The sequence below is a fragment of the Pseudoalteromonas sp. SS15 genome (assembly GCF_049257195.1).
Lineage (GTDB): Bacteria > Pseudomonadota > Gammaproteobacteria > Enterobacterales > Alteromonadaceae > Pseudoalteromonas.
The window spans coordinates 99,504-122,368 of record NZ_JBMMUD010000008.1; the positions used below are offsets into that span (position 1 = coordinate 99,504).

Below are 22,865 nucleotides of genomic sequence, written 5' to 3' on the forward strand. Positions count from 1 at the left end.
ATTAAAATCGCCAGTTGAGGTTAAGCCAAGCAGTTAACCCAGCTTCGTTCACTCTGCTGGTCTGCTCATAACCATTGACAGCCGCACCTGCACGACTTAAGTGTTCGCTGTAGGCTTTGTCGAGTAAATTATCTATACCAAAACTCCAGTCTATGTTTTGACTTTGACTGTAGTTGGCATTCACTGACAGCACACCGTAACCGGTGGACTCTGAGACGTCTTGACCTGCAATATTACCTTGACCAATTGCTACACGATGTTGCTTTTGTACAACACGCCAAAGCATGCCAAGCTGCCAATCTTTCAGTGCGTAATCAAGTGTAAAGCGAGCCTGTAAAGCAGGTTGTTGCGCTAATGGTCTATGATCAGTTAGATTTGTAGCTCTTACCCAACTGATACTTGCACCGGTTGATAATGACTTCGTCAGTGAATATTTGCTGTCTAATTCAAAACCAAGGCTCTCAGAATCAAGGTTACGCGTTACTTTTGCCGGTTTGCCCATTTTCTCAAACGTGTTATCGACGAGAATAAAATCATCGGTTTGATTGTAGAAAAAAGAAGCTGAGCTTTGCCAATTATCAGTTTGGTGGACTAAGCCTAAATCGAATTGACTTGTGGCTTCATGCTTTGTGTTAAAAGCGCTTGTTGTCTTTTCGCTGCTTCGACCCGCACCTAATAATTCCCAGTAATCAGGAAACCGTTCTACATAACCGAAGCCTGCAAAGTAACTGGTATTTTCGGTTTTTACTTGTAATCTCGTGAACCCGCTATATAAGGATGACTTTCGTGTCTGCAAAGCAGTTGGGTTAGGGGACATCATCATCATTGAGCCGACCATTTTACGCTCATCAGTTGCTTGCCACCTGTCTACACGCAAGCCCGATACCCATTGTTTGTTTTCCTCTAGACTAAATTCATATTCTGCAAACACGCCAAGCTGTTCAAAATGCCCGTCGGTAGTACGCGTTTGATTGTCAATTTGCATCATATTGATATTCATAGACATACGATTTGTATGCTCATTACTTTGATGGTCAACACCAATGCTAAACTTGCTCGTTTTATTGTACTCACCATGTGCTAAAAACTTCCCGCCGTAAGTTGTTCTGTCAGGGTTCATCGCTCTAGGCGTTTTGTTCATTGGTGTTGCAACGAAATTACGTAATGAGAAGTTGTCCATAATATGATCGACATAATTGTAAAAAACTTGCCCTTCAATGCGTTTAATGACGGTGCCTTCAAGTAACCAATCGAATTTTATTGCACTGTGAGTTCTGTCAAATAAACTTCCGTCCATTGCTCTATCTGCATAAGCAACTTCGCCATCACTGCGTCCAAGGGAAAGGCTAATAATCTTATCGTCACTTGGTGTGTAAGCGAACTCTAAATCGGTATTCCACTTCTCGTACGCTGAATGCACATGCGTGCCATTGCCATCTTTATAATTGTCCGCTTTGTTATAGCTGGCTGATATATTGGCAAAGTAGTTTTGATCTCCAAATTTAAGCTGGGAATTAATACCTCGACGCCCGGCATTAGCAAGCACGATATTGCTAAAACCTTCTAAGCTAGCATCATCCATTCTGTAACTATCACGCTCAAATAATACGGTCGCAGCGCTGTTACCTGGTCCATACAATACTGTTTGTGGACCTTTTATTACGGTAAGCGTGTCATAGGTTTGTGGCGTAATATAAGCCGTTGGAGGGTCCATACGATTACCACATCCACCTAAGGTGAGGTTGCCATCGGTTAGAATATTTAAGCGCGAGCCTGGTTGACCTCTAAAGACAGGATCTGAGCTTGCAGCCCCTTTTTTGATTAATGAAAAACCACTGATACTTGAGAGTAAATCTGACGCATCTTGAGCAGGCAAGGGCTGCCTTGGTAATTTTGGATCGGTTTTTATATTGAGCGGTGTTTGCATTGGTGCAATGACAACGATTTTTTCCATGTCATCAGCTACAGCATAACTACTTAGTAAGGTGCAGATAAGTCCACTTAGAATTGATTTTTTCATTTAAAAGCCCAGCAATTGAGAGAGTTGTGGGCAGTGTATAGATTTTTACTTGGTGAGGGATGTGACAGATTGTCGCACCTAAGCAGATTTTTAGGCACGACATCTTTGTTATTGATTTATATAAAATTAAGCTGAGGTTAAACGCACTCCATGACTTGGAGTTGCTCGTTACCCCAAGCTAGAGCTTGATTATATATTTCAGGTAGTAAGTCATTGCTAAACTTTATGCGCTCACAATATTCACCTGTTAACTCCCAATCGGCTTGCTCATAGGCTTTTATTAGGCCTAAGTATTGAGCAAGTATGCCTTGTTTCTGCACTAGGGCTTCTTTGATCAAGTTACTTAAAGGCAACTTTTTCATAACGCCTTCCATACTTTCATCTAAAATCGCATCCATCAGTGACATCATGCCGACTAAAAAAGCCATGCCTGTGTCTTGGATCCCCTTATGTTTTTGTGCGAGCAGTTCGCAAAAGCGAGCACGAGTTAACGACAGTTTTATTAACTCGACAGGTTTTTCAGATGAAACTTGAGCAGCAAACAACAAAGACAAAAACTTTTTCAATTCTTGGTTGCCAAGCACGACCACCGCTTGTTTGATTGTGCTTATTTCAGCACGGCGCTTAAACGCAGCGGAATTAGAATAGCGAAGAAGCTTGTATGATAGATTAACGTCTCTTTCAAACACTGAGGTGATTTTTTTGATATCCACATCAACCACAGAAGTTTCATAAAGCAGCTCTGCAAGTGCCATCTCTGAAGGAGGGAGTGACTTACTTTTCACCATTTCAGGTTTTGCAAAAAAGTAGCCCTGGAAGTAACTAAAGCCCATTGCCACAGCCTTTTCAAATTGCGCATTGGTTTCTACTTTTTCAGCAACGAGCTTAATATTTTCAAATTCTTTGGTGGCTTCGATGAGTTCTGCGATCTCTTCATCAGAGGTGATAAGGAGGTCGACTTTAATTTGGTCTATGTATGGATAAAAATGACGCCACACTTTTTGGTGTTTATAGTCATCTAGAGCCAGAGTATAGCCTTTACTTTTTAGCTCTTGAACAGCAGCAAGTAAACGTTTACCAGGTTGAACGGTTTCGAGAATTTCTATAACGACCTGTTCACTGGGTAACATGCTAGGATAGCCTTTGAGAATGGTATCTAGAGTAAAATTAATATATGCAGGCTTGTTGTCCGTTAAGTCTTCTAAACCAAAATTAAACTGGCTGCCTTCAATGAGCTTAGAGGTGGCTTCATCCCCATCTATATTTGGGAAAACATTATCTACGCCATCTCGAAAAAGTAGCTCATAACCCATAAGCTGTTTGTTTTGGTCAAAAATAGGTTGTCGGGCTGCATAAAAATACATGTACTACTGATCCTGTTACTTACTTTTACATCGTAAATATAAAATATAATGCGTATTAAATCATTAACTAATTTACAATTAACAATTCAGTATTAATCCTTTGTTCCTAGTTTAGTGTGTGTTTTTGATGTTAACCGCACTTGGCTGGGGTTAGTTTTTCATACATGTTATAGTCATCTTGATAATAAGATTAATATTTATTAACCAACCAAGATTCTCTCAATGAGTAAATGGAGGTAAGTTTTGGAAACAGGTACTTTAGTATCTCTCGTTTTATATTTTATCGTGATGTTAGGTATTGGCTTGTATGCTTATCGCAAGTCAACCAGTGATGTTTCAGGCTATATGCTAGGTGGCCGCAGTCTACCACCTAGTGTTGCGGCACTCTCTGCCGGTGCTTCAGACATGAGTGGTTGGATTTTGATGGGCTTACCGGGCGCAATGTTTGTGACTGGCTTCAGTAGCACTTGGATTGCAACAGGCTTAGTAATAGGAGCTTGGTTGAACTACTTATTAGTTGCCCCAAGGCTGCGTGTTTATACTGAAGTGGCAAACGACGCCATCACCATTCCCGATTATTTTGCAAATCGCTTTGAAGATAGAGGTAATGCGCTAAGAATTGTATCGGCTTTAGTAATCATCATCTTCTTCACGTTATACACTTCTTCTGGCGTAGTCGCAGGCGGTAAGCTGTTCGAGAGCTCCTTCGGCATGAGCTATGAATCTGGTTTATATATAACGACAGGTGTCGTTGTATTGTATACCTTGTTTGGTGGTTTCTTAGCAGTAAGCCTCACAGACTTTGTACAAGGGTGTATTATGTTTGTAGCTTTAATCTTAGTTCCTCTTGTCACTTTCTCTTTACTAGATAACCCACTTTCTGTCACGCTGAATGAATTGAACCCGCAGATGATGACTTGGATTGGTGCCGGGGGAGCAATTGGCATTATCTCGGCCATGTCTTGGGGTTTAGGTTATTTTGGCCAGCCACATATTATTGTACGTTTTATGTCTGTACGTAGTGTGAAAGATATGCCGGTAGCGCGTCGTATCGGTATGAGCTGGATGATAATTGCAGCCTTGGGCGCTGTCTTTACTGGCCTGTTTGGTGCTGCATATGCCCATGAGAAAAATCTTGTAGTCGACGACCCAGAAACAATATTTTTGATACTTTCTCAGTTGCTATTTCATCCGCTGATTGCAGGTTTCTTACTTGCTGCTATTCTGGCGGCAATTATGAGTACAATTTCTTCTCAGTTATTGGTGAGTTCAAGTTCACTAACCGAAGACTTTTACAAAATCTTTATCCGCCGTGATGCGACAGACAAAGAGCTTGTATTAGTGGGCCGCATCAGTGTGGCGCTGGTTGCATTGTGTGCTATCTATTTGGCGTATGACCGTGACAGCTCAATTCTAGACTTGGTAAGTAATGCGTGGGCAGGATTCGGTGCAGCATTTGGTCCGCTAGTATTATTTAGTCTGCTTTGGAAGCGTATGAACTTTGCTGGTGCACTAGCTGGTATGCTAGTCGGAGCAGGGACCGTTCTTATTTGGATTTATGCGCCGATCCAAATTAATGGTCAGTCTTTAAGTAGTTTAATCTATGAAATCGTACCTGGGTTTATTCTTTCTTCAATTGCTATTGTTATGGTGAGTTTAATCACAGACGAACCCTCTGCGCAAATCAGCGATAAATTTGCTGAGTATGAACAAGAGTTAAATGCATAGTTCGACTTTTAATAAATGAAAAGGGAGCGATATGCTCCCTTTGTTGTTTTTACTAACTACTAACTGATAACCTTCTACTTAATGGATCTTAAATCCCCTCACAATTTCAGATAATTGATGACTGGCTTGTTTTAAACTTAAGCTGGCTTCGGTAAGTGCATGTGTCGTTTCTAAAGAGTGATCGGTGGCTTCTGACAGGTCGGTTATTCGGATATTTACTTCCTGTGCAGCTGTGCTTTGCTCTTCTGTTGCGCGAGCTATATGGCTATTCATATCTGTAATTGACATGATGAGTCGCTCTATTTCATTTAACACTTCATCGGCTTCAGCAACTTGTTTTACTGTGTCTTCAGAGATTTGCTGGCTTGCCTGCACAGCACTCACCGCTTCCTGAGCACCTTTTTGCAATTTCTCTATCATGGTTTGAATTTCATCTGTACTTTGCCCTGTACGGCTAGCAAGGGTTCTAACTTCATCAGCTACAACAGCAAAGCCTCGACCTTGCTCACCCGCTCTGGCAGCTTCAATCGCGGCATTTAGCGCAAGTAGATTGGTTTGCTCTGAGATCCCTCTAATAACATCTAATACAGAGCCTATATTATTACTTTCTTCAGCAAGCACAGTAGTCACCTCACTGACTTCTTGAATATTGCTTGATAAAGTTTCTATCGCAGTGATGGTCTTAGCAACGACTTGCTTACCGTTATTGCTATTCTTGAGCGCATCATTAGCAGCGTGCTCAGCGGCTTCGGCATTTTCGCTTACTTCCCTTATCTGCATACTCATCTGTTCAACAGCAGTGGCAACTTGTCGACTATTATCATTTTGATGTTCAATATGATTCAAATTGACTTTACCTGTATCATCTACTGAATTTGAAAGCCTTTCGACCTCAGTCGCGCTATGGGAAACGCGCTCTATAGAGTGGCGCATTTTTTCTGTGTAGGCGTTAAAGTAGTTCGCTAATTGTGATATCTCGTCTTTGCCTGATTCATCAAGTCGCTGGGTGAGATCACCTTCGCCATGGGAAATGTTCTTCATCATTTCAGTCGCTAAATTGACGGGGTTGAGAATGCTGTTGCTAATTAAAGAAATCAGTGCGGCTAAAATGATTAGCAAGACAACCACATCAATAATCATTAAATTTCTGAGTTCTGCAAAGTCTTCTTCAATGGAATCTAGATAAACACCAGAGCCTAAAATCCATTGCCAAGGCGCAAACCCTTTAACATAAGAGATTTTGTCAACAGGGTCATCAAAACCTGGTTTCGGCCACTTATAAGGCACAAATCCTTCACCTTGTTGACGGACAATTTTGACCATTTCCATAAATAGGTATGTGCCATCAGGGTCTTTACTCGCGGAGAGTGACTTGCCAACTAATTGCGGCTTCATTGGATGCATAACCATATTTGGGTTGTAATCATTTATCCAATAGTAATTGTCAGTGTCGTAGCGGAGCTTAGAAATAGCATCAAGGGCTGCTTTTTGAGCTTGCTCTTGGGTCAATTCACCAGATTGTTGCAAGTCGTGATAATGCTCTATGATGCCAAATGTGTTCTCCACGAGGTTTTTGGTTTTCTCATACTGTTGCTGTTCTAGACTAGAAAATTGCTGTGGAAGACTCGTTAAACTTAGTAACACAAGGCCTAATGCGACCACGCCTAGTATCATCAGCAGCCGTTGAAATATTGAGAAGTTTCTTAAAAACTGCATACATTCACCACCTTTTTATATTTAAGCTTGTCTAAGCTACGAAAAACAGCTTTTGCGCGAAGAAGCATGCTGTTGGATCTGCATCTAGTAATAAAATTTAGCTTAGTTTAGAGATTTGATTTTGTCACAACTTGAGTGATCAAATATATTTAAAACAGGGGTTTATAGTGTTTTTTTATTCTAGATCAAGGCAATAGGAGATTGGTCTTAAGCCAAAAGTTGTATGGTGATTTATAAACGAAAATGCAATAAAAAAGCCCTCTGAAGAGGGCTTTTGAAGAAGTAATTTTATCTAGACTCTAAACTGTTCTACAGACTGCCTGAGCTCTTCAGCGAGCTTCGCGACTTCTGAACTCGAAATCGAAGTCTGGTTCGCACCTTCAGCGGTTTGCTCGGCGATAGCAACAATAGACTCAAGGCGTTCGCTGATCTCTTGGGCTACTTGTTGTTGCTCGCTGGCAGCATTGGAAATCTCTTCACTGACGTCATGAGCTTGAGAAACAGCTTGAGTAATACTGTTTAAGGCTTCGTTAGCTAAGTCACTCTGTTCAACACATGAAACCGCTTGTTGCTTGCCTTTTGACATAGCGTTTACTGCTTCTTCAGCACCTGCTTGCAGAGATTCAATCATTGATTGGATCTCTTGTGTTGATTCTTGAGTTTTGCTCGCCAGTGATCTTACTTCATCTGCAACAACGGCAAAGCCTCGACCTTGTTCACCCGCACGCGCCGCTTCAATGGCTGCATTTAGCGCAAGCAGGTTCGTTTGTTCAGCAATGCCTCGAATAACATCTAAAATACCACCAATAGATGCACTGTCTTGATGCAGTTTATTAATAACGCGAGATGCTTCGTCGACTTCTGAAGCGAGTTGCTCAATAGTATGTTTGTTCTCATGTGAAATACCTTTCACACGCTCAGCCTCTTTATCTGCATTCTTGATTTCTAGCAATGCTTGATGAGCGCTGTTACTTACACCATGAGAGGTACTACTCATTTCAGTAGTTGCAGTTGCAGCTTGCTCGACTTGAGCCTGCTGACTCTTAATTGCCTGACTAGACTCTGTGGTGATCATAGATGTTTGCTCTGAAGCTGCAGCCAGTTGAGTAGAGCGAGATACAATACCAGTAATTAGCTCTCTTAAACTGGTAATAAGCGTGTTACAACTTCGTGAAAGCTCGCCGAATTCATCTTGCGCGCTGTCATCTAAGCGTTGAGTCATATCACCGCTTGCCACTATTGTTAGGATCTTATTTACTTCCGCAAGCGGTTTGGTAATAAGTTGAACGGTCACATAAGCAACACCCACTGCGATAAGTGTAGCAGCAAGCATACCAACCCAAGTCCATAAATTAGCTGCGCTCACATCATCACGCACGCCTGTTTGTAGTTCTAAAGCGACTTCATTTGCTAACGCTACCAGTTCAGAGAGCTGTTTTAATGCAGCCTCTGTAGCCAATTCTGAATCATTAACAGCCTGTCGAGTTTTAGCTTCGGTTTGTAATAACGCACGCTTATTACTAGCTAAACCAGTTTGACCTTCTACTTGCTGCTTCAAGTCACCATAATACCCCTCTAAATCTTCTAAATAAGAAGGTTCGAGAGAATTTACCGGACCTCTGATCAACTCTATATTTCGAGCAATTTCTTTGATAGCAAAGTTTTGCTCGTTAGCAATAATGTCAACTGTGTTTGCGTTATCAGCGGCAATTAGATCGTTACTGCTTGTAACTAAGTTAGAAAAGTGATTTTCAAGGCTTGATGCGGCTTGGAAAGCTCTTTGGCTAGTAGCCTTTAGTTCACCGATATCAAGAATATCAAGCACGCTCGTTGTTGCATCTTCTGCTGCTAGCTCTATTTCTTCAAGTTGCGTAACCAAATCTTTTTTAATTTGCAGGGTACTGGCTTTATCGTCTAGCAGTAAATTTACAGTAGGTAAAAATTTGTTAAATGTATCACCTACTTTTTGCGCGCGTTGAGATAAATCAGGGTTGCTTTGTACGACTTGTTCCAACTGACGGTAAGCGTTTTTAAAGTTTTCTTGTCGTTTTTCAAATTGAGACTTCAATTGAGCTAGCTCTGAAGGTTGGGTTGCGAAAAAGCTACTCTGTGCGAGTTTACTCATTTGTGTGAACTCTACTTGTAGCTCAGAGCTATTTGTTAACGCTGGCAGAGAAAGGTTATTCACTTGCTGAGATGAGCTGTCAATATTTGCAATTCTCAGGAGAGAATTACCCCCAATCATAAGGAGTAACAAGGTGATGAAAATAAACCCACCCCAAATACGTTGACTAACAGTGAAATTCATATCGATTCCGTAAGTTGCTTAAGACAGTAAATATATCGGTCTGGTAACTGATAAGTTAAGTATTTTATAGCAGATGTAGCAAAATAATTCAGTAAAAAGGGAGGATTAACAAATTATTTGCTCAAATATCGTTCACCTGTATCAAGGTTCATTAGTGTCATGTTCCCACCCCAGACACAACCCGTGTCTAAAGCAAGTACGTTTTCAACATGGGTCACCCCCTCAAGGGCTGCCCAGTGACCAAAGACATAACGATTTTTATCATTTTCAAAGCGTTCATGTCTAAACCAAGGTATTAAAGTACTTTGCTGAAGGCTGCCTTTTTCAAAAAAATTCAAGTTTCCTGATTGCTCTAAGAAACGCATTCTTGTGAAAACATTAACAGTGATTTTGAAGTTTGTTAAAAAGTCTTTGCTTGGAATATAGGCCGGATCTTTGCTGCCATACATGTTTTCAAAGAAGATATTCGCTTCATCACTTCGGTAGTTTTGCTCTGCAATATGAGCATAGTCCAATGCTTGCTCGATACTCCAATGCGGATGAATACCAGCATGCGAGAGAAAGGTCGAGTGATCTTTTAAATATACTGCGAGCGGTTGTGTTCTTAAATATGAAACATAGTGGTCGCAAAGTTTACTTGAAAATACGGGGGCTAAATTGTCTTTTGGGTTTGGTTGCTTACCTAGGAGATAGCAAGCGATAAAGTGTAAGTCGTGATTACCAAGAGTAACGGTTAAGGCATCTTGGTTTTGATATACAAAGTCTAGACAAGCGAGGGAGTCAGGTCCACGGGCAATGAGATCACCCACAAGGTACAGGTGATCTTTACTTGGATTAAACCCGACTTCAGATAGCAGTTTAATGAAGGGTGTAAAACACCCTTGTAAATCGCCGACTGCGTAATTAGCCATAATTAATGAAGAATGTTTGGTCTAGCAAGTCTGAAGACATCAATAGGGGCCTGAAACTCTGTACCGAACTCATTTCTCATCACATAGTGGCCCTGCATCGTGCCAACAGGTGTGTCTAGCACAGCACCACTGGTATAAGAATAAGACTCGCCAGGAGCAATAGTTGGTCGTTCACCAACAACGCCTTCGCCTTCAACTTCAGTTTCTTTGCCATTCGCGTCAGTAATAAGCCAGTAACGGCTCTCTAATTTTGCGTTACACAAACTATGATTTTTAATAGTGATAGTGTAGGCAAAAACATACTTATCTTTTTCTGGTTGAGATTGGTGCTCAACATACATGGTTTCTACAGATACCTTGATAGGTGATCCTAAGTTACTGCTTGTTGTCATAAATCCAATTTGCGATATCAATAAATTGAGTCAGAGATAAACTTTCTGCACGTAATGAAGGGTCGATGCCTAAGGCTGTGAGCTCGTCCGCTGTTAACAGGTTTGAAAGACTATTACGCAGCGTTTTTCTGCGCTGGTTGAACGCCTCTAAGCATACAGTGTTCAATAACTTAGTGCTTTTAGCTGTTCGTTGTGCAGGTTTTTTAGGTATTAAGCGTACGACTGCTGAGTCAACTTTAGGGGCAGGTTTAAAGCATTCAGGTGGCACATCAATTACTGGCATTGCATGACAATAATACTGTGTCATCACACTTAAGCGACCGAACGCTTTAGAGCCTGGGCCTGCAACCATACGCTTAACAACTTCTTTTTGAAGCATAAAGTGCATATGTTCAATATTGTCTACAAATTCAAATAAATGGAATAGTAATGGCGTAGACACATTGTATGGTAAGTTACCGAATACTTTTAATTTCTCGTCGTCACGGATAAGGCTTGCGAAGTCGAATTTCATCGCATCGCCCTGATGAACCGTTAACTTAGGTCCTAAAAAAGGATGTTGCGTTAATCTTTCAGCTAAGTCTTTATCAAGTTCTACAACGGTTAGTTGACCACTTAAATCAGTCACAGGTTCAGTGATAGCACCTAAACCAGGGCCGATCTCAACCAAGTTATCTGAAGGCTTAGGGTCAATCGCGGTGACGATTTTGTCGATGATCATGTCATCGTGTAAAAAGTTTTGTCCAAAGCGCTTACGTGCTCTGTGACCTAAATGTACGTTATCTGTCATTAATTCATTGCTTTTTTTGAGGCGAGCTTAATAGCTTCGCGGATCGCTAAATCAAAACTACCGACTTCAATCTGCCCTGTGGCAGCTAAATCTAAGGCAGTACCATGATCAACGGATGTTCTAACGAAAGGCAAACCAAGCGTAATGTTCACTGAATTACCAAAGCCTTTGTATTTTAGCACAGGCAAGCCTTGATCGTGATACATTGCAAGCACCGCATCGGCATTATCTAGGTATTTTGCTTGAAAAAGCGTATCTGCTGGAAGAGGGCCAATCAGTGTCATGCCCTGACTATTGAGTGATTCAAGCGCAGGTTCAATCGTTTCAATTTCTTCTCGCCCTAAATGACCCCCTTCACCGGCATGAGGATTGAGGCCACAGACTAATATTTTTGGTTGAGCAATACCGAATTTCGTTTGCAAGTCATGATTTAGAATATTGATGACTTTTGTAAGGCGGTCGTGCGTGATTGCTCTTGATACATAAGCCAGTGGAATATGAGTTGTAACAAGCGCGACTCTTAGTCCTTCAGTAGCCAGCATCATAACAACATCTTGCGTATTCGATTGTTGTGCAAAAAACTCAGTGTGGCCGCTAAAAGAGATACCAGCTTGGTTGATGATACCTTTATGAACCGGGCCAGTGACAACTGCGGCAAATGTGCCGTCCATGTTCTTTTCAGATGCGACTCTGAGCGTCTCTAGTACGTAATGACCATTCGCTTCATTTAACTCACCAGGTGTAACCTCAACGCCTTTATCAATTTGCAGATAATACAAGCTACCGGCCGGGGCTAAGGTAGGCACGTCGTTTTCTTTGAAAGGAATTAGATTAATTGTTTCCCCTAATTCCTGTGCGCGCTTTTCTAAAATCGATTTATCAACAACAGCGACGAGTTGTACAGGCCAAGCTTTTTGTGCCAGCTTGATAACTAAATCAGGGCCAATGCCAGCCGGCTCACCCGGTGTTATAGCGATACGAATAGTCATATATTACCTATTCAGTAGGAAAAACATCGATATTTGCTTGCTCTCGCATTTCATTCATCCAACGTAAACTTTCTTCTTGAAATTTTCTGTTATAGAGGATGCCATGAGCACGATTTTTCTTAGCAAAATCAGTTTTATCAGCAATACGTTTATCGAGTAGTTGAACTATGTGCCAACCAAATGTTGATCTAAATGGTTCACTGATTTCATTTTTATCTAGAGAAAGTAGGGTATCTCTAAAGGCTGGTACGTATGTAGTAGGGTCTGTCCAGTCATACTCACCGCCTTTTAATGCAGAGCCTGGGTCTTCAGAATGTTCTTTTGCTAATTCTGCGAAGTCAGCATTACCTGCACGTAAGTCTTTAACAAAACCAGCAAGCATCGAGCGCGCTTTCTCTTCACTTAAGATAATAGAAGGCTTGATTAAGATATGACGCGAGCGTACTTCAGTGGTTTCAACCACCTGTCTGCCACGAATATCTTGTACTTTTAATATGTGGAAGCCGGCGCCTGAACGAAGTGGACCAATAATATCGTCTTTCTTTTTACCTTTAACTGCTTCAGCAAACAGTGAAGGCATTTCGTTTATCCCCATCCAACCTAATTGACCACCGTCAAGCGCTTTAGCGCCGCTAGAAGAGGCAATTGCAATGCGTTTGAAGTCTTTGCCATCGTTAAGAAACTCGATAACTTTATTGGCGCGCTCTCTGGCATCTTCTAGTTCTTCAGGAGATGCTTTGCTTGGCACTTTTACTAAAATATGACCAATGTCATATTCTTCAGATTGACCTGTTTGCTGCTCAAGAATGGTTTGTAAATTAGCGATTTCTTGAGGGTTAATGTAGATACGGCGGTCGACGTTTGCGCGTCGCACCTGACTGATGGTGATTTCTTGTCTAATTTCTTCTCGATAGGCTTTGAAACTTTCACCTGTCGCTTCGATTGATTTTCTTAGATCAGCAATCGTTGCACCTTGTTCAGATGCAATATTTGCGAGTGTTTGGTCTAATTGGGCGTCTGAGATTTCTAACCCCATTCTTTCAGCTAGCTGTAATAATAGAGATTGGTCAACAAGCCTGTCTATCGCCTGAATACGTAGCGTATTATCAGAAGGTAACTGAGTATTTTGCTCTTTAGCTTGTTGCTTTACTCGAGAGATAACTTTATTTACTTCGCTTTGCAATACAACACCGTCATTGACGGTTGCGACTACTTTATCTAATTGTACTCGATCAGCTAGTGCTGCTTGACTAAAACCTAACCCCATTAGGGCGGCGATTAACAACGTTTTTAAATTCATAATGCTCTATTATTTTACTAATTATTCAAAAAATAAGGTCGACGGTAGCCAAAAATACCCTGTTGTAGTAATCGGCTTACATCATAGCTTGATTTACCACCTAGCCCTTTGAGTACAAAGTTAAGACGAATGCTGGTATCAAACTGAGCCTCATCTTGGTTAATTGTTTTATTTAAATCGGTTTGAATTTGTCTATTACCAGTGAGCTGAACTGCCCAACAACAGCTTTCATATTGTAAACCGGCAAAAAGTTCAGTACTTCTCTTTGATACTAAATCTCTATGATAACTTGCAATAAATTGCCATTGTTGGTTTAGAGGTACACTGGTAAAAAAACCAATTTGGTCTATTTCATACCCTGAGACATCGTTTGCATAACGATGGTTCAATTGTACAAGCTGATTTTTATCGCCTTTATAATCAATCGTTGCATGAGATTGAATTAATTGTTTGGTGTCAGCGTCGTATTGAATACCTGCAGACAAATACCATCTACGATGCCAATGTATCATGCTTTCTGCAGCAAACAAGGCATTATAGTTTGTTTTATTTAATGGATTCTGGCGAGTTGGCTTAACATTACTATCTAAATAAATTATTTGCCCAACACTTAGATTAAAGCGTTCTTGGTTTTTATTATCAAAAATACGTGTTGTTGCACCTATCGTGAATTGGTTCGCCTGGGCAATGCGATCAACGCCTGAGAAACGTTGCTCTCTGAATAAGCCTGAGAAATCATCCTGCATTTTAGTGGTATCGTACAGACCGATATTGTCTTGATCTTTTTTAGGTACGTATAAATATTGCAGTTGAGGTTCGAGCGTTTGCACGCCGTCATCCACAATTAACTTAGTTGCACGTTCAAGGTTCATTTGTGCATGCAGCCTCAGCTTCGGCAAAGTCCTGCTTACTCGTTCATCAAATTGTGTTTCGTTGAAGTTTCCGTTTTGTTGATAGTAAGTATGTAGCAGGCTTGCCTCTGATAAAAATGACCATGCAGTGTCATTGATTGCGTAACTGGCTTTGGGTTCAAGGTGTAATCTTGAGGCGTCTGTAATCACTAATTCATCATTTCTAAAGTAGCTAAACTCACCAATGAGTGACCAATCAATGCCTTGCCAAGATATTGAATCGGTGGTGTGCCAAGAGAGTTGCGGTAGAGCAGCGTAGGATTCTTGGTGGTCGCCTAGTACTTCAAAATTTTGCACTTTCAATTGTGCAGACCAAATGTCACCGAGATAGTTTAAAGTCCCGGTTCGGTATAATTGTGTGTCAGTGACATTACCATATTCTGAATTTAAATCTGTTAAATAGTTATCGTCACTGACGTTGGTAATATCAATGCTTGCGCGCCAATTTTCATTAAAGTAGCTATTTTGTTGCCAAAATAGCAAATAACGCTCTTCTAATTCAGGCTCTGAATCATCTTTCTCAAGTAGCTCCATTGCAAACAAGCCTGAATGGCGTGGCGTTAGATACCTGAATTCAGTGTTAATTTGAACGCCCTTTTTAGACATATATCTCGGTGTGATAGTTGCGTCATAGTTAGGCGCGATATTCCAATAAAATGGCGTTGAGAGTTCTAAACCATAGCGTTCAGAGCTTGATATGGTAGGTGCCAGAAGTCCGGTTTTTCGTCTATCGTCAATCGGAAAAGTAAAGTAAGGAATATAAATAACGGGCGTGTCTAAGATTCTGAGCACCGCATTATATGTTTCCCCCCAGCCTTCGGTTTTCGACAAGCTTATTGTACTTGCTTCGATGGACCAAAAAGGTTTATCTGACGGGCAAGTGGTAAAGCTTGCATTCAGTAGCTCAATGTTATTGTCGCGAGCAGATAATTGAGCTGCACCACCATGACCGAGTTGTTGGGTTAGTTGATAGTCTGCACCCATTAAATCGATGTGGTAATTATTTAGATCTGCAAACAAGCCGTTGCTTTTAACAAGAGTGTAGGGGTCTTGATAGACTAGAGGCCCTTCGGCATTAAGTTGTAAGCTTTGTTTGTTAAACAAAGCTGAACTTGCAGAGAGTTGCATTTGCTCTGTGTTTATTACAACATTACCAGCGAATTGCGCACTCGACGTATTGTTAATGTTTACTCGATCTGCACGAATGTCGATAGCGTTTTTTGGTAAACCCGTGAGCGGTTGCCACTGCTGAGGTAAATTATTATTTTGGCAAAGCAAAGGCCTTTCAATTTCTGTAGCTGCATATACAGCAGGACAGAGAGGAAATAATGCCACGGTTAGCCAAACTTTGTTCATTAATTAACCTGTTTACCAGTTGTTACTTCAAGGACAGCACATCATAAAGTAAAACAGAGTTAAATTCAGTAATTAAGAATGTAAAATTGTGATAAAGAACGATAACAGAAAAACACAATTAGAAGCCTTTCTAATAAAATACTTAGGCCGCCAACCTTTTTCTTTTCATGCAATTACTTCAGACGCGAGTTTTAGGCAGTATTACCGAGTCGTAACCGATTCTGAAAATTTGATTTTAATGGATTCCCCTGCAGATTTAATTGATAACCGACCGTTTGTCGGGTTACAACAAGATTTTGCTAAGGTGGGACTCATTGTGCCGCAAGTACTCGCTTCAGATTTCGAGTCTGGTTTTATTTTACTAAACGATTTGGGAACAGAGCACCTGGCAGATCGTTTAAGTTTGGATAGCCGAATGACAGACTACAAGGTAGTTTTATCTTTGTTACCACAAATTGCCTCTATATCACCCAGTCAGTGGATGAAACCGTACGACGACGATTTTATACGTTTAGAAATCAATATTTTCAAAGAGTGGTTGCTCGAGAAATGGCTAGGTTTAAATGTATCGGGTGAGCATCAAAGACTTTGGTATGAACTGGAAACGAGTTTAATTGAGGTTATGCTACAGCAACCCCAAGTGACGATGCATCGGGATTTTCATTCTAGAAATATCATGAAAACGTCAGGTGGGTGGGCGTTAATTGACTTTCAAGACGCTGTTCAAGGTCCAATCAGTTATGATGCGGTCTCTTTGCTTAAAGACTGTTATTTCACTTTACCGGAGCATGAGTTTGAACAATTGCTTACATACAACTACGAGCTGTTTTATAAACAAGGTTTGATGGCTGATTTATCATTTGGACAATATTGCGACTACTTCCACCTGACTGGTTTACAACGGCATCTAAAAGCCGCAGGGATATTTTGCCGCTTGCTACTGAGGGATGGTAAATCAGGGTATCTACAAAATATTTTACCAACATTAGATTATATTCTTGAAACAAGTAAACAGTATGAACAATTTCAATGGCTTGCAACTTGGCTCGACAATGAGATAATTCCAGCAGTTAAGCGTAAGTTAGAGCCGCAGACATGAAAGCAATGATCCTTGCAGCAGGTAGAGGCAAACGTATGATGCCTTTGACTGCTGAATTACCTAAACCCATGCTTGAAGTAAATGGGAAACCGTTAATTGAATACCATATCGAACGCTTAAAAGCGGCGGGGATCACAGAGATAGTCATTAATCTTGCCTGGCAAGGGGACAAAATAGAGCAGTATTTTGGTGATGGCTTGCAATTAGGCGTCAAGATTGAGTACAGCTATGAGCCTGAAGGGGGTTTAGAAACGGCCGGTGGTATCATCAATGCGTTACCAATTTTATGTAAAGCATGTGATAAGTTTATCGTCATCAACGGGGATATTTTTACTGACTACGATGTACACGCTCTAACGCAGCTGGTGTTGCAAGAAGGCGAAGCACACATTGTTTTAGTGGAAAACCCTGCGCATCATCCAGATGGTGACTTTACTTTGGGGTTAGCGAACCAAGCACAGAAGTATACCTTTTCAGGTATAGGCCTTTACCACCAATCTTTTTTCGATACTTACGACAATCAATTTCTAGCTTTAGGACCTCTGCTGAGACAAGGTATCGAAGAAGGGCGAGTATCACGTGAGTTATATTTGCATGTATGGTCGGATATTGGCACGCCAGAAAGATTAGAGGAAATCAACAAGCAATTAGGAACTGCATATGTGGGGTAAGCTACTAGGTACGTGTTTTGGCTTTATGTTTGGTCGTTGGCTTGGCGCGGCGCTTGGTTTTTGGCTTGGCCACTTATTTGATAAAAGTTTAAAGCAGGACTTTGACAAAGCCGGTGGCTTTCAGGGCTTTTTTGATAAAGGCGAGTTAGATCAGCGTCAAGCATTATTCTTCTCTAGCTGCTTTGCGGTCATGGGTCATATTGCAAAGTCGAACGGACGTGTCAGTGAAATTCATATTCAAGCTGCCACTGCATTTATGGATGAAATGGGTTTACACGGTGAAGAGAGGAAAGAGGCACAGAATGCTTTTCGTTCAGGAAAATCGAGCGAGTTTTCATTAAAAGAGTCAATTCGAGATGTAAAAGAAGTATTTGGCCGTCGTTATGACTTACTTCAGCTGTTTTTAGAAATTCAAATTCAAATGGCGTTTTCGGACGGTCACTTAGCAGAGCAAGAAAAGCAACTTTTACAGCAAGTAAGCCGCTTGCTTGGTTTATCAAGCAGACACTTTCAATTCTTACTAAACCGATATCAAGCAGAATTTCAATTTAGAAAACAACGAAGTCAGCAACATAGCCATCAATCAAGCTATCAGTCTGAACAGCAATCTGATTATAGACATAAAGCGACACCACCGTCTTTAAATCGTGACAACGCGCTTGCTGTGTTGGGTCTAACTAAAAATGCCAGTGAAAAAGATATCAAACGTGCTTATCGAAAACTCATGTCACAACATCATCCAGATAAGCTTGTTTCACAAGGCTTACCGCCTCATATGATGGAAATTGCAAAACAAAAAAGCCAGGATATTCAGTCTGCGTATGAATTTCTTAAGGCTAAGTAACATTTATAGATGACTGAGAAAGCCGTTCACTTCTTTTCTCAGTCTTTGGTGTTGCCTCAGCTCGTGACTTAGCCCAAACAGCTCCCTTTGTCTGTAATCGTACTTGCTGTTTCTCTTTGCCCAGCGTTTTCTGTTCGAAATACTTTGCGTGACCGCAGGTCCATCATTGCTGTAAAAAATATCTAGCAGAGGGGGGCTAACAAGGGAAAATGTTGCGGCTAAATCTTTATTACGTTTTGGATGGGGGAGATGCGCGCTGATAGTGACTAATGCATCAACGGGGAGCTGTGGTTGTTCTGATATCAGCTCTGCAAATACGCCAGCACTGGTACCGAGGGCTATAACCACAATATGTTCATCAGGCATTTTGCTCAGCTCCTGTGTCAATGCTTGAAAACGTGCTGCCAGCTCATTCTTGTATTCGTTAAGCATGCTTTCAGATTGAAAAAACACCGCTTTAGCAAATGGATTAGGTTGTTGCTCTTGTGTAAAGTCAGGTATTTCTAAAGATTCAAATAGCACTGCTGGTGAAGGCAAAACATACGTATCGTAGCCATCATCAGCGAGGGCCTGTTGTAAAAATTGGCTTCCATTTGAAGACAGCAGTGAGTGGCCAATATCAGGTAAGATAATCGCTATGCCACGTTTGGTTGCATTCATATAGGTTTGAAATAGCACATCTAAGGGTTGCTCGTTAACCGTTATATTGATGATATTGCTGGCATCTATATAATTTTTCAGATCTTGTTGGTGCCACACTTTGGGTTCCGCAGGCATTACATACTCACTCGGTGCTGCGTTGAGCGCAGGGGTGGCAAATAGCAACATCATAAATGCAATAAAATAGGGCATAGTGATTTTAATTGGTTTACATAATTACATTATCGGGCAATGTAAGCATAACTTTAGAAACATAATTTTCGTTATCGAAGCTGAGAGTGGTTCTTGTCTAAACCAATTTAGGATAATATGACTCGCTGTTTTGATTAGGAGAAAAGGACACTATGTCGCAGTTGCAAAGTAAACGTGACTTTTTATTTTTATTTTTGAAAGGTGCTGGCATGGGGGCCGCTGATGTTGTGCCAGGCGTATCGGGTGGTACGATAGCATTTATTACTGGCATCTATACCAGATTATTAAATGCCATAAAAAGTGTTAATTTAGATGCACTTTTATTACTTAAAAAAGAAGGTATTAAAGCCACTTGGCGCTATATAGACGGGACCTTCTTAGTGACACTTTTCGCTGGACTATTAACAAGTGCCGCTTCCTTAGCAAAGCTGATCACCTACTTACTGGAACATCATAAACTACTTGTGTGGGCATTTTTCTTCGGCTTGATCATTGCCTCTTTTATCTATGTTGCAAAGCAAGTTAAAGCTTGGAACCTAAAGACAGTGACAAGTTGTCTTTTAGGCGCGTTAATCGCATACGCTATTACCTCAATGTCACCTGCTGAAGCGAATCCGAGTTGGTGGTTTTATTTTGTTGCCGGCTCGATTGCCATTTGTGCGATGATCTTACCTGGTATATCGGGCAGTTTTATATTATTGCTATTGGGAATGTACGGCCATGTTCTGACAGCCGTGACAGAAAAACAATTTGCGTTAATTGCCTTATTCTTGATGGGCTGTGTTGTTGGCCTGATGGTCTTTTCTCGTTTTCTGGCTTGGTTATTGAATCGCTTTGAGCAGTTAACTTTTGCATTATTGGCAGGCTTTTTAGTTGGCTCTTTGAATCTACTTTGGCCGTGGAAACAAGTGCTGACGACTTACACTAATTCAAAGGGCATTGAAAAGCCGCTCATGCAGCAAAATATTTCGCCTGCAGAATTTGCAACATTAAATGGGCAAGACCCAATGACATTGCTATGTATTGCGCTTGCCATTACTGGGTTGGTATTAATTTTAGCGATTGAAAAACTAACCGCGGAAAAATAGTAAATATAGACTTCTGTACAATTGGTAATCACTGCCGTTGTGCTATTTTATTGCCTACTTAAATACTCTCTTTTGACTATCATAGTAGGCAATAACATGTCCTTTCGGCGCTATACACTTCTACTTCTATTAGCTTTGATAGCTAGCTTTACTCCTTCAGTTTGGGCAGCAGGTGCTCATTTAGACTTAACAAATTCTGCGGTAGGTTTTGCTGCCATCGCTATTTTTATTCTGGCTTATACCTTAGTTATGTTGGAAGAAAAATTACATTTGAGAAAGTCAAAGCCTGTGCTGGTGGGCGCAGGTTTAATCTGGATTCTTATTGGCAGTTTTTACGTCAGTGAAAATATCCCCCATGTTACTGAAGAGGCATTCAGACATAATTTACTCGAATTCGCAGAGTTGATGTTGTTCTTATTGGTAGCAATGACCTATATCAACGCCCTTGAAGAACGCCGAGTTTTTGATGCTTTAAGAGCTTGGATGATCCGCAAAGGCTTCAACTATAAAAATCTATTTTGGATCACGGGCTTTTTATCATTCTTTATTTCACCCATTGCGGATAACTTAACTACCGCACTATTAATGTGTGCCGTGGTGATGAAAGTGGCTGAAGGTGATAAACCCTTTATCAATATATCTTGTATCAATATTGTCATTGCAGCTAATGCTGGTGGGGCATTCAGCCCGTTTGGAGATATTACGACCTTGATGGTTTGGCAAGCAGGTATGGTGACCTTTGGTGAGTTCTTAGTCTTATTTATACCTTCTTTAGCAAACTTCTTAGTCCCTGCGGCTATTATGAGTTTTTATGTTGAGAATAAACAACCCACTGCGGCTTATGAAGAAGTTGAATTAAAACGTGGTGCCTTACGTATCTTGTCATTATTTTTATTTACCGTGGCAACAGCTGTTGCGTGCCATAGTTTCTTACACCTTCCACCGGTATTAGGCATGATGATGGGGCTAGGTTATCTTCAGTTTTTTGGTTATTTCCTAAGAGTAACATTACCGGGGTCTTTGGCTCGCAAAAAAGCACTTGCAGAGCAACAGGGTGACAAGGAGCGTTTAGCGAGATTAGGCAGTGTTGTACCGTTTGATGTATTTAGCAAAGTGTCGCGTGCGGAGTGGGATACATTATTGTTTTTCTACGGCATTGTTATGTGTGTTGGTGGGCTAGGATTCTTGGGCTATTTGAGCTTGATGTCTGAAGTGCTCTACGGAGGTTGGTCAACAACCGCTGCGAATGTGTTTCTTGGTGTCATCTCGGCTGTTATTGATAATATTCCGGTGATGTTTGCTGTACTCACAATGCAGCCTGAAATGTCACATGGTCAATGGTTATTAATTACTTTGACTGCAGGTGTTGGTGGTAGCTTGTTATCAATTGGTTCAGCGGCGGGTGTGGCACTGATGGGACAAGCTCGAGGCTATTATACTTTCTTTGGTCATCTTAAATGGACCCCTGTGATTGCGCTGGGGTATGCAGTAAGTATTGTTTTACACTTATGGCTAAATGCTGACCTATTTTAAATAGTGGGTGAGTGGACCTTTGTGGGCGTTGACTAGTTCATCGCTCACAGGTTTATTTATTGAAACAGCTTTGTTTAGGTCAGTTTTGGTCAGTTGCGCTGCACTTAAGCCAATCATAACCTTATCTTCACCCTTGATTAAGGCATCAACAGCTTGTAGTCCAAGTTGAGTGGCAAGCACTCTATCTTCAGGGACTGGATCTCCTCCTCTTTGCGTATGACCCAAAATGCAAATTGCACTTTCAATCTTACCCTGGGACTTTAATTGCTCTTGAAGGGCATTAGCACCACCAGGCCATAAGTTCTCTGCTAGTACAATTAAGTAACTTGCATGGCGATTTAGTTGTTGTTTCTGTATTTTCTCAATTAGGTCTTCGAGTATGATGTCGTGTTTTTCATTGCTGTAATTCTCGAATGAAAAAATGCTCTCAGCACCACAAGATAAGCCAACTTGAAAGGCGATATGGCCACTGTGTCTACCCATTACCTCTACAATAAACACTCTATCAAATGCGTTAGCGGTATCTCTGATTTTATCAATTGCTTGCGTTGCGGTATTAACCGCAGTCGCAAAACCTATGGTTTTATCACAGCCATAAAGGTCATTATCTATGGTGCCAGGTAAGCCAATAACTTGGCCATGCCAAAGGGCCTTAATTGCTAATAAGCCATGAAATGAGCCATCTCCCCCAATGACGATTAGGGCGTCAATTTCGTGCTTTAATAGCGTGTTACATGCTTGCTTTACACCCGTGTCAGTCATCATGGCAGGACAACGCGCACTTTTTAATAGGGTGCCACCATTCTTTATTTCGGCATTAACTAATTGGCTAGATAAAGGGAGCAGATGGTCTTCTATTAGGCCGTTATAACCATGATAAAAACCAAAACAAGATAAATTGTTATATTCACAATTAAGCACAATTGCGCGAATAGCAGCGTTCATGCCTGGGGCATCACCACCACTGGTGAGTAAAGCGACTTTTTTCATATT

18 protein-coding genes are annotated in these 22,865 nt (G+C 41.0%); 6 read left to right on the plus strand and 12 right to left on the minus strand.

Translation table 11 applies throughout. The annotated features are described in order from the left end of the window. Window position 1: 1 nt before the first annotated feature. Together AAEU28_RS16390 and AAEU28_RS16395 are read right to left on the minus strand one after the other, a co-directional pair. The gene (locus AAEU28_RS16390) at window positions 2-2,020 is read right to left on the minus strand and encodes a TonB-dependent copper receptor (RefSeq protein ID WP_421965085.1); all 2,019 of its coding nucleotides are present in this window, start codon (window positions 2,018-2,020) and stop codon (window positions 2-4) included. 137 nt (window positions 2,021-2,157) lie between these two features. Beyond that, the gene (locus tag AAEU28_RS16395; protein ID WP_421965086.1) at window positions 2,158-3,384 is read right to left on the minus strand and encodes an EAL and HDOD domain-containing protein; all 1,227 of its coding nucleotides are present in this window, start codon (window positions 3,382-3,384) and stop codon (window positions 2,158-2,160) included. Window positions 3,385-3,627: 243 nt separating this feature from the next. Between AAEU28_RS16395 and putP the strand changes: the two genes are divergently transcribed. After that, complete coding sequence (putP, locus tag AAEU28_RS16400) at window positions 3,628-5,112, plus strand: sodium/proline symporter PutP (RefSeq protein ID WP_421965087.1); 1,485 nt, start codon at window positions 3,628-3,630, stop codon at window positions 5,110-5,112. Between the two features lie 78 nt (window positions 5,113-5,190). Here putP and AAEU28_RS16405 read toward each other — a convergent pair whose 3' ends face one another. The 8 genes from AAEU28_RS16405 to lptD form a co-directional block, all read right to left on the minus strand. Next, window positions 5,191-6,828, minus strand: coding sequence for a methyl-accepting chemotaxis protein (locus AAEU28_RS16405; protein WP_421965088.1), 1,638 nt, complete (start codon window positions 6,826-6,828; stop codon window positions 5,191-5,193). Between the two features lie 292 nt (window positions 6,829-7,120). Beyond that, the gene (locus tag AAEU28_RS16410; protein WP_421965089.1) at window positions 7,121-9,136 is read right to left on the minus strand and encodes a HAMP domain-containing methyl-accepting chemotaxis protein; all 2,016 of its coding nucleotides are present in this window, start codon (window positions 9,134-9,136) and stop codon (window positions 7,121-7,123) included. Between the two features lie 113 nt (window positions 9,137-9,249). Continuing rightward, on the minus strand, window positions 9,250-10,047 hold the full coding sequence (locus tag AAEU28_RS16415; protein WP_421965090.1) for a symmetrical bis(5'-nucleosyl)-tetraphosphatase: 798 nt from the start codon (window positions 10,045-10,047) through the stop codon (window positions 9,250-9,252). A 2-nt stretch (window positions 10,048-10,049) separates the two neighbouring features. Next, window positions 10,050-10,439, minus strand: a complete 390-nt coding sequence (gene apaG / locus AAEU28_RS16420) for a Co2+/Mg2+ efflux protein ApaG (RefSeq protein ID WP_421965091.1) — start codon at window positions 10,437-10,439, stop codon at window positions 10,050-10,052. Then, window positions 10,423-11,229 carry a 16S rRNA (adenine(1518)-N(6)/adenine(1519)-N(6))-dimethyltransferase RsmA gene (gene rsmA / locus AAEU28_RS16425; RefSeq protein WP_421965092.1) on the minus strand — a complete coding sequence of 269 codons (807 nt, stop codon included), beginning with the start codon at window positions 11,227-11,229 and terminating at the stop codon, window positions 10,423-10,425. The genes apaG and rsmA overlap by 17 nt, the downstream gene beginning before the upstream one ends. Next, entirely contained in the window at window positions 11,229-12,218 is a 990-nt protein-coding gene (gene pdxA / locus AAEU28_RS16430) for a 4-hydroxythreonine-4-phosphate dehydrogenase PdxA (RefSeq protein ID WP_421965093.1), read from the minus strand. The genes rsmA and pdxA overlap by 1 nt, the downstream gene beginning before the upstream one ends. A 7-nt stretch (window positions 12,219-12,225) precedes the next feature. Beyond that, entirely contained in the window at window positions 12,226-13,518 is a 1,293-nt protein-coding gene (gene surA, locus AAEU28_RS16435; protein ID WP_421965094.1) for a peptidylprolyl isomerase SurA, read from the minus strand. 17 nt (window positions 13,519-13,535) lie between these two features. Then, entirely contained in the window at window positions 13,536-15,785 is a 2,250-nt protein-coding gene (lptD, locus tag AAEU28_RS16440) for an LPS assembly protein LptD (RefSeq protein ID WP_421965095.1), read from the minus strand. Window positions 15,786-15,873: 88 nt separating this feature from the next. Here lptD and AAEU28_RS16445 point away from each other — a divergent pair, with 88 nt between their 5' ends. From AAEU28_RS16445 to djlA, 3 genes are read left to right on the plus strand one after another with little or no spacing between them, the layout of a single operon-like run. Next, entirely contained in the window at window positions 15,874-16,884 is a 1,011-nt protein-coding gene (locus AAEU28_RS16445; protein ID WP_421965096.1) for an aminoglycoside phosphotransferase family protein, read from the plus strand. Then, window positions 16,881-17,555: an N-acetylmuramate alpha-1-phosphate uridylyltransferase MurU gene (gene murU, locus AAEU28_RS16450; RefSeq protein ID WP_421965097.1), complete on the plus strand. Its 675-nt coding sequence runs from the start codon at window positions 16,881-16,883 to the stop codon at window positions 17,553-17,555. The genes AAEU28_RS16445 and murU overlap by 4 nt, the downstream gene beginning before the upstream one ends. Continuing rightward, the gene (gene djlA / locus AAEU28_RS16455) at window positions 17,545-18,399 is read left to right on the plus strand and encodes a co-chaperone DjlA (RefSeq protein WP_421965098.1); all 855 of its coding nucleotides are present in this window, start codon (window positions 17,545-17,547) and stop codon (window positions 18,397-18,399) included. Before murU ends, djlA begins: the two co-directional genes overlap by 11 nt. Before the next feature lie 3 nt (window positions 18,400-18,402). Here djlA and AAEU28_RS16460 read toward each other — a convergent pair whose 3' ends face one another. Beyond that, a complete protein-coding gene (locus tag AAEU28_RS16460) occupies window positions 18,403-19,251 on the minus strand; it encodes a DUF3530 family protein (protein WP_421965099.1) in 849 nt (282 codons plus the stop codon). A 152-nt stretch (window positions 19,252-19,403) separates the two neighbouring features. Here AAEU28_RS16460 and AAEU28_RS16465 point away from each other — a divergent pair, with 152 nt between their 5' ends. Together AAEU28_RS16465 and nhaD are read left to right on the plus strand one after the other, a co-directional pair. Beyond that, complete coding sequence (locus tag AAEU28_RS16465; RefSeq protein WP_390447679.1) at window positions 19,404-20,339, plus strand: DUF368 domain-containing protein; 936 nt, start codon at window positions 19,404-19,406, stop codon at window positions 20,337-20,339. 96 nt (window positions 20,340-20,435) lie between these two features. Beyond that, on the plus strand, window positions 20,436-21,872 hold the full coding sequence (gene nhaD, locus AAEU28_RS16470) for a sodium:proton antiporter NhaD (RefSeq protein ID WP_421965100.1): 1,437 nt from the start codon (window positions 20,436-20,438) through the stop codon (window positions 21,870-21,872). On the opposite strand, the gene AAEU28_RS16475 is transcribed toward nhaD, so the two are convergent. Then, window positions 21,864-22,862 carry an ATP-dependent 6-phosphofructokinase gene (locus tag AAEU28_RS16475; protein ID WP_421965101.1) on the minus strand — a complete coding sequence of 333 codons (999 nt, stop codon included), beginning with the start codon at window positions 22,860-22,862 and terminating at the stop codon, window positions 21,864-21,866. The two genes, nhaD and AAEU28_RS16475, sit on opposite strands and share 9 nt — an antisense overlap. Window positions 22,863-22,865 lie beyond the last annotated feature (3 nt).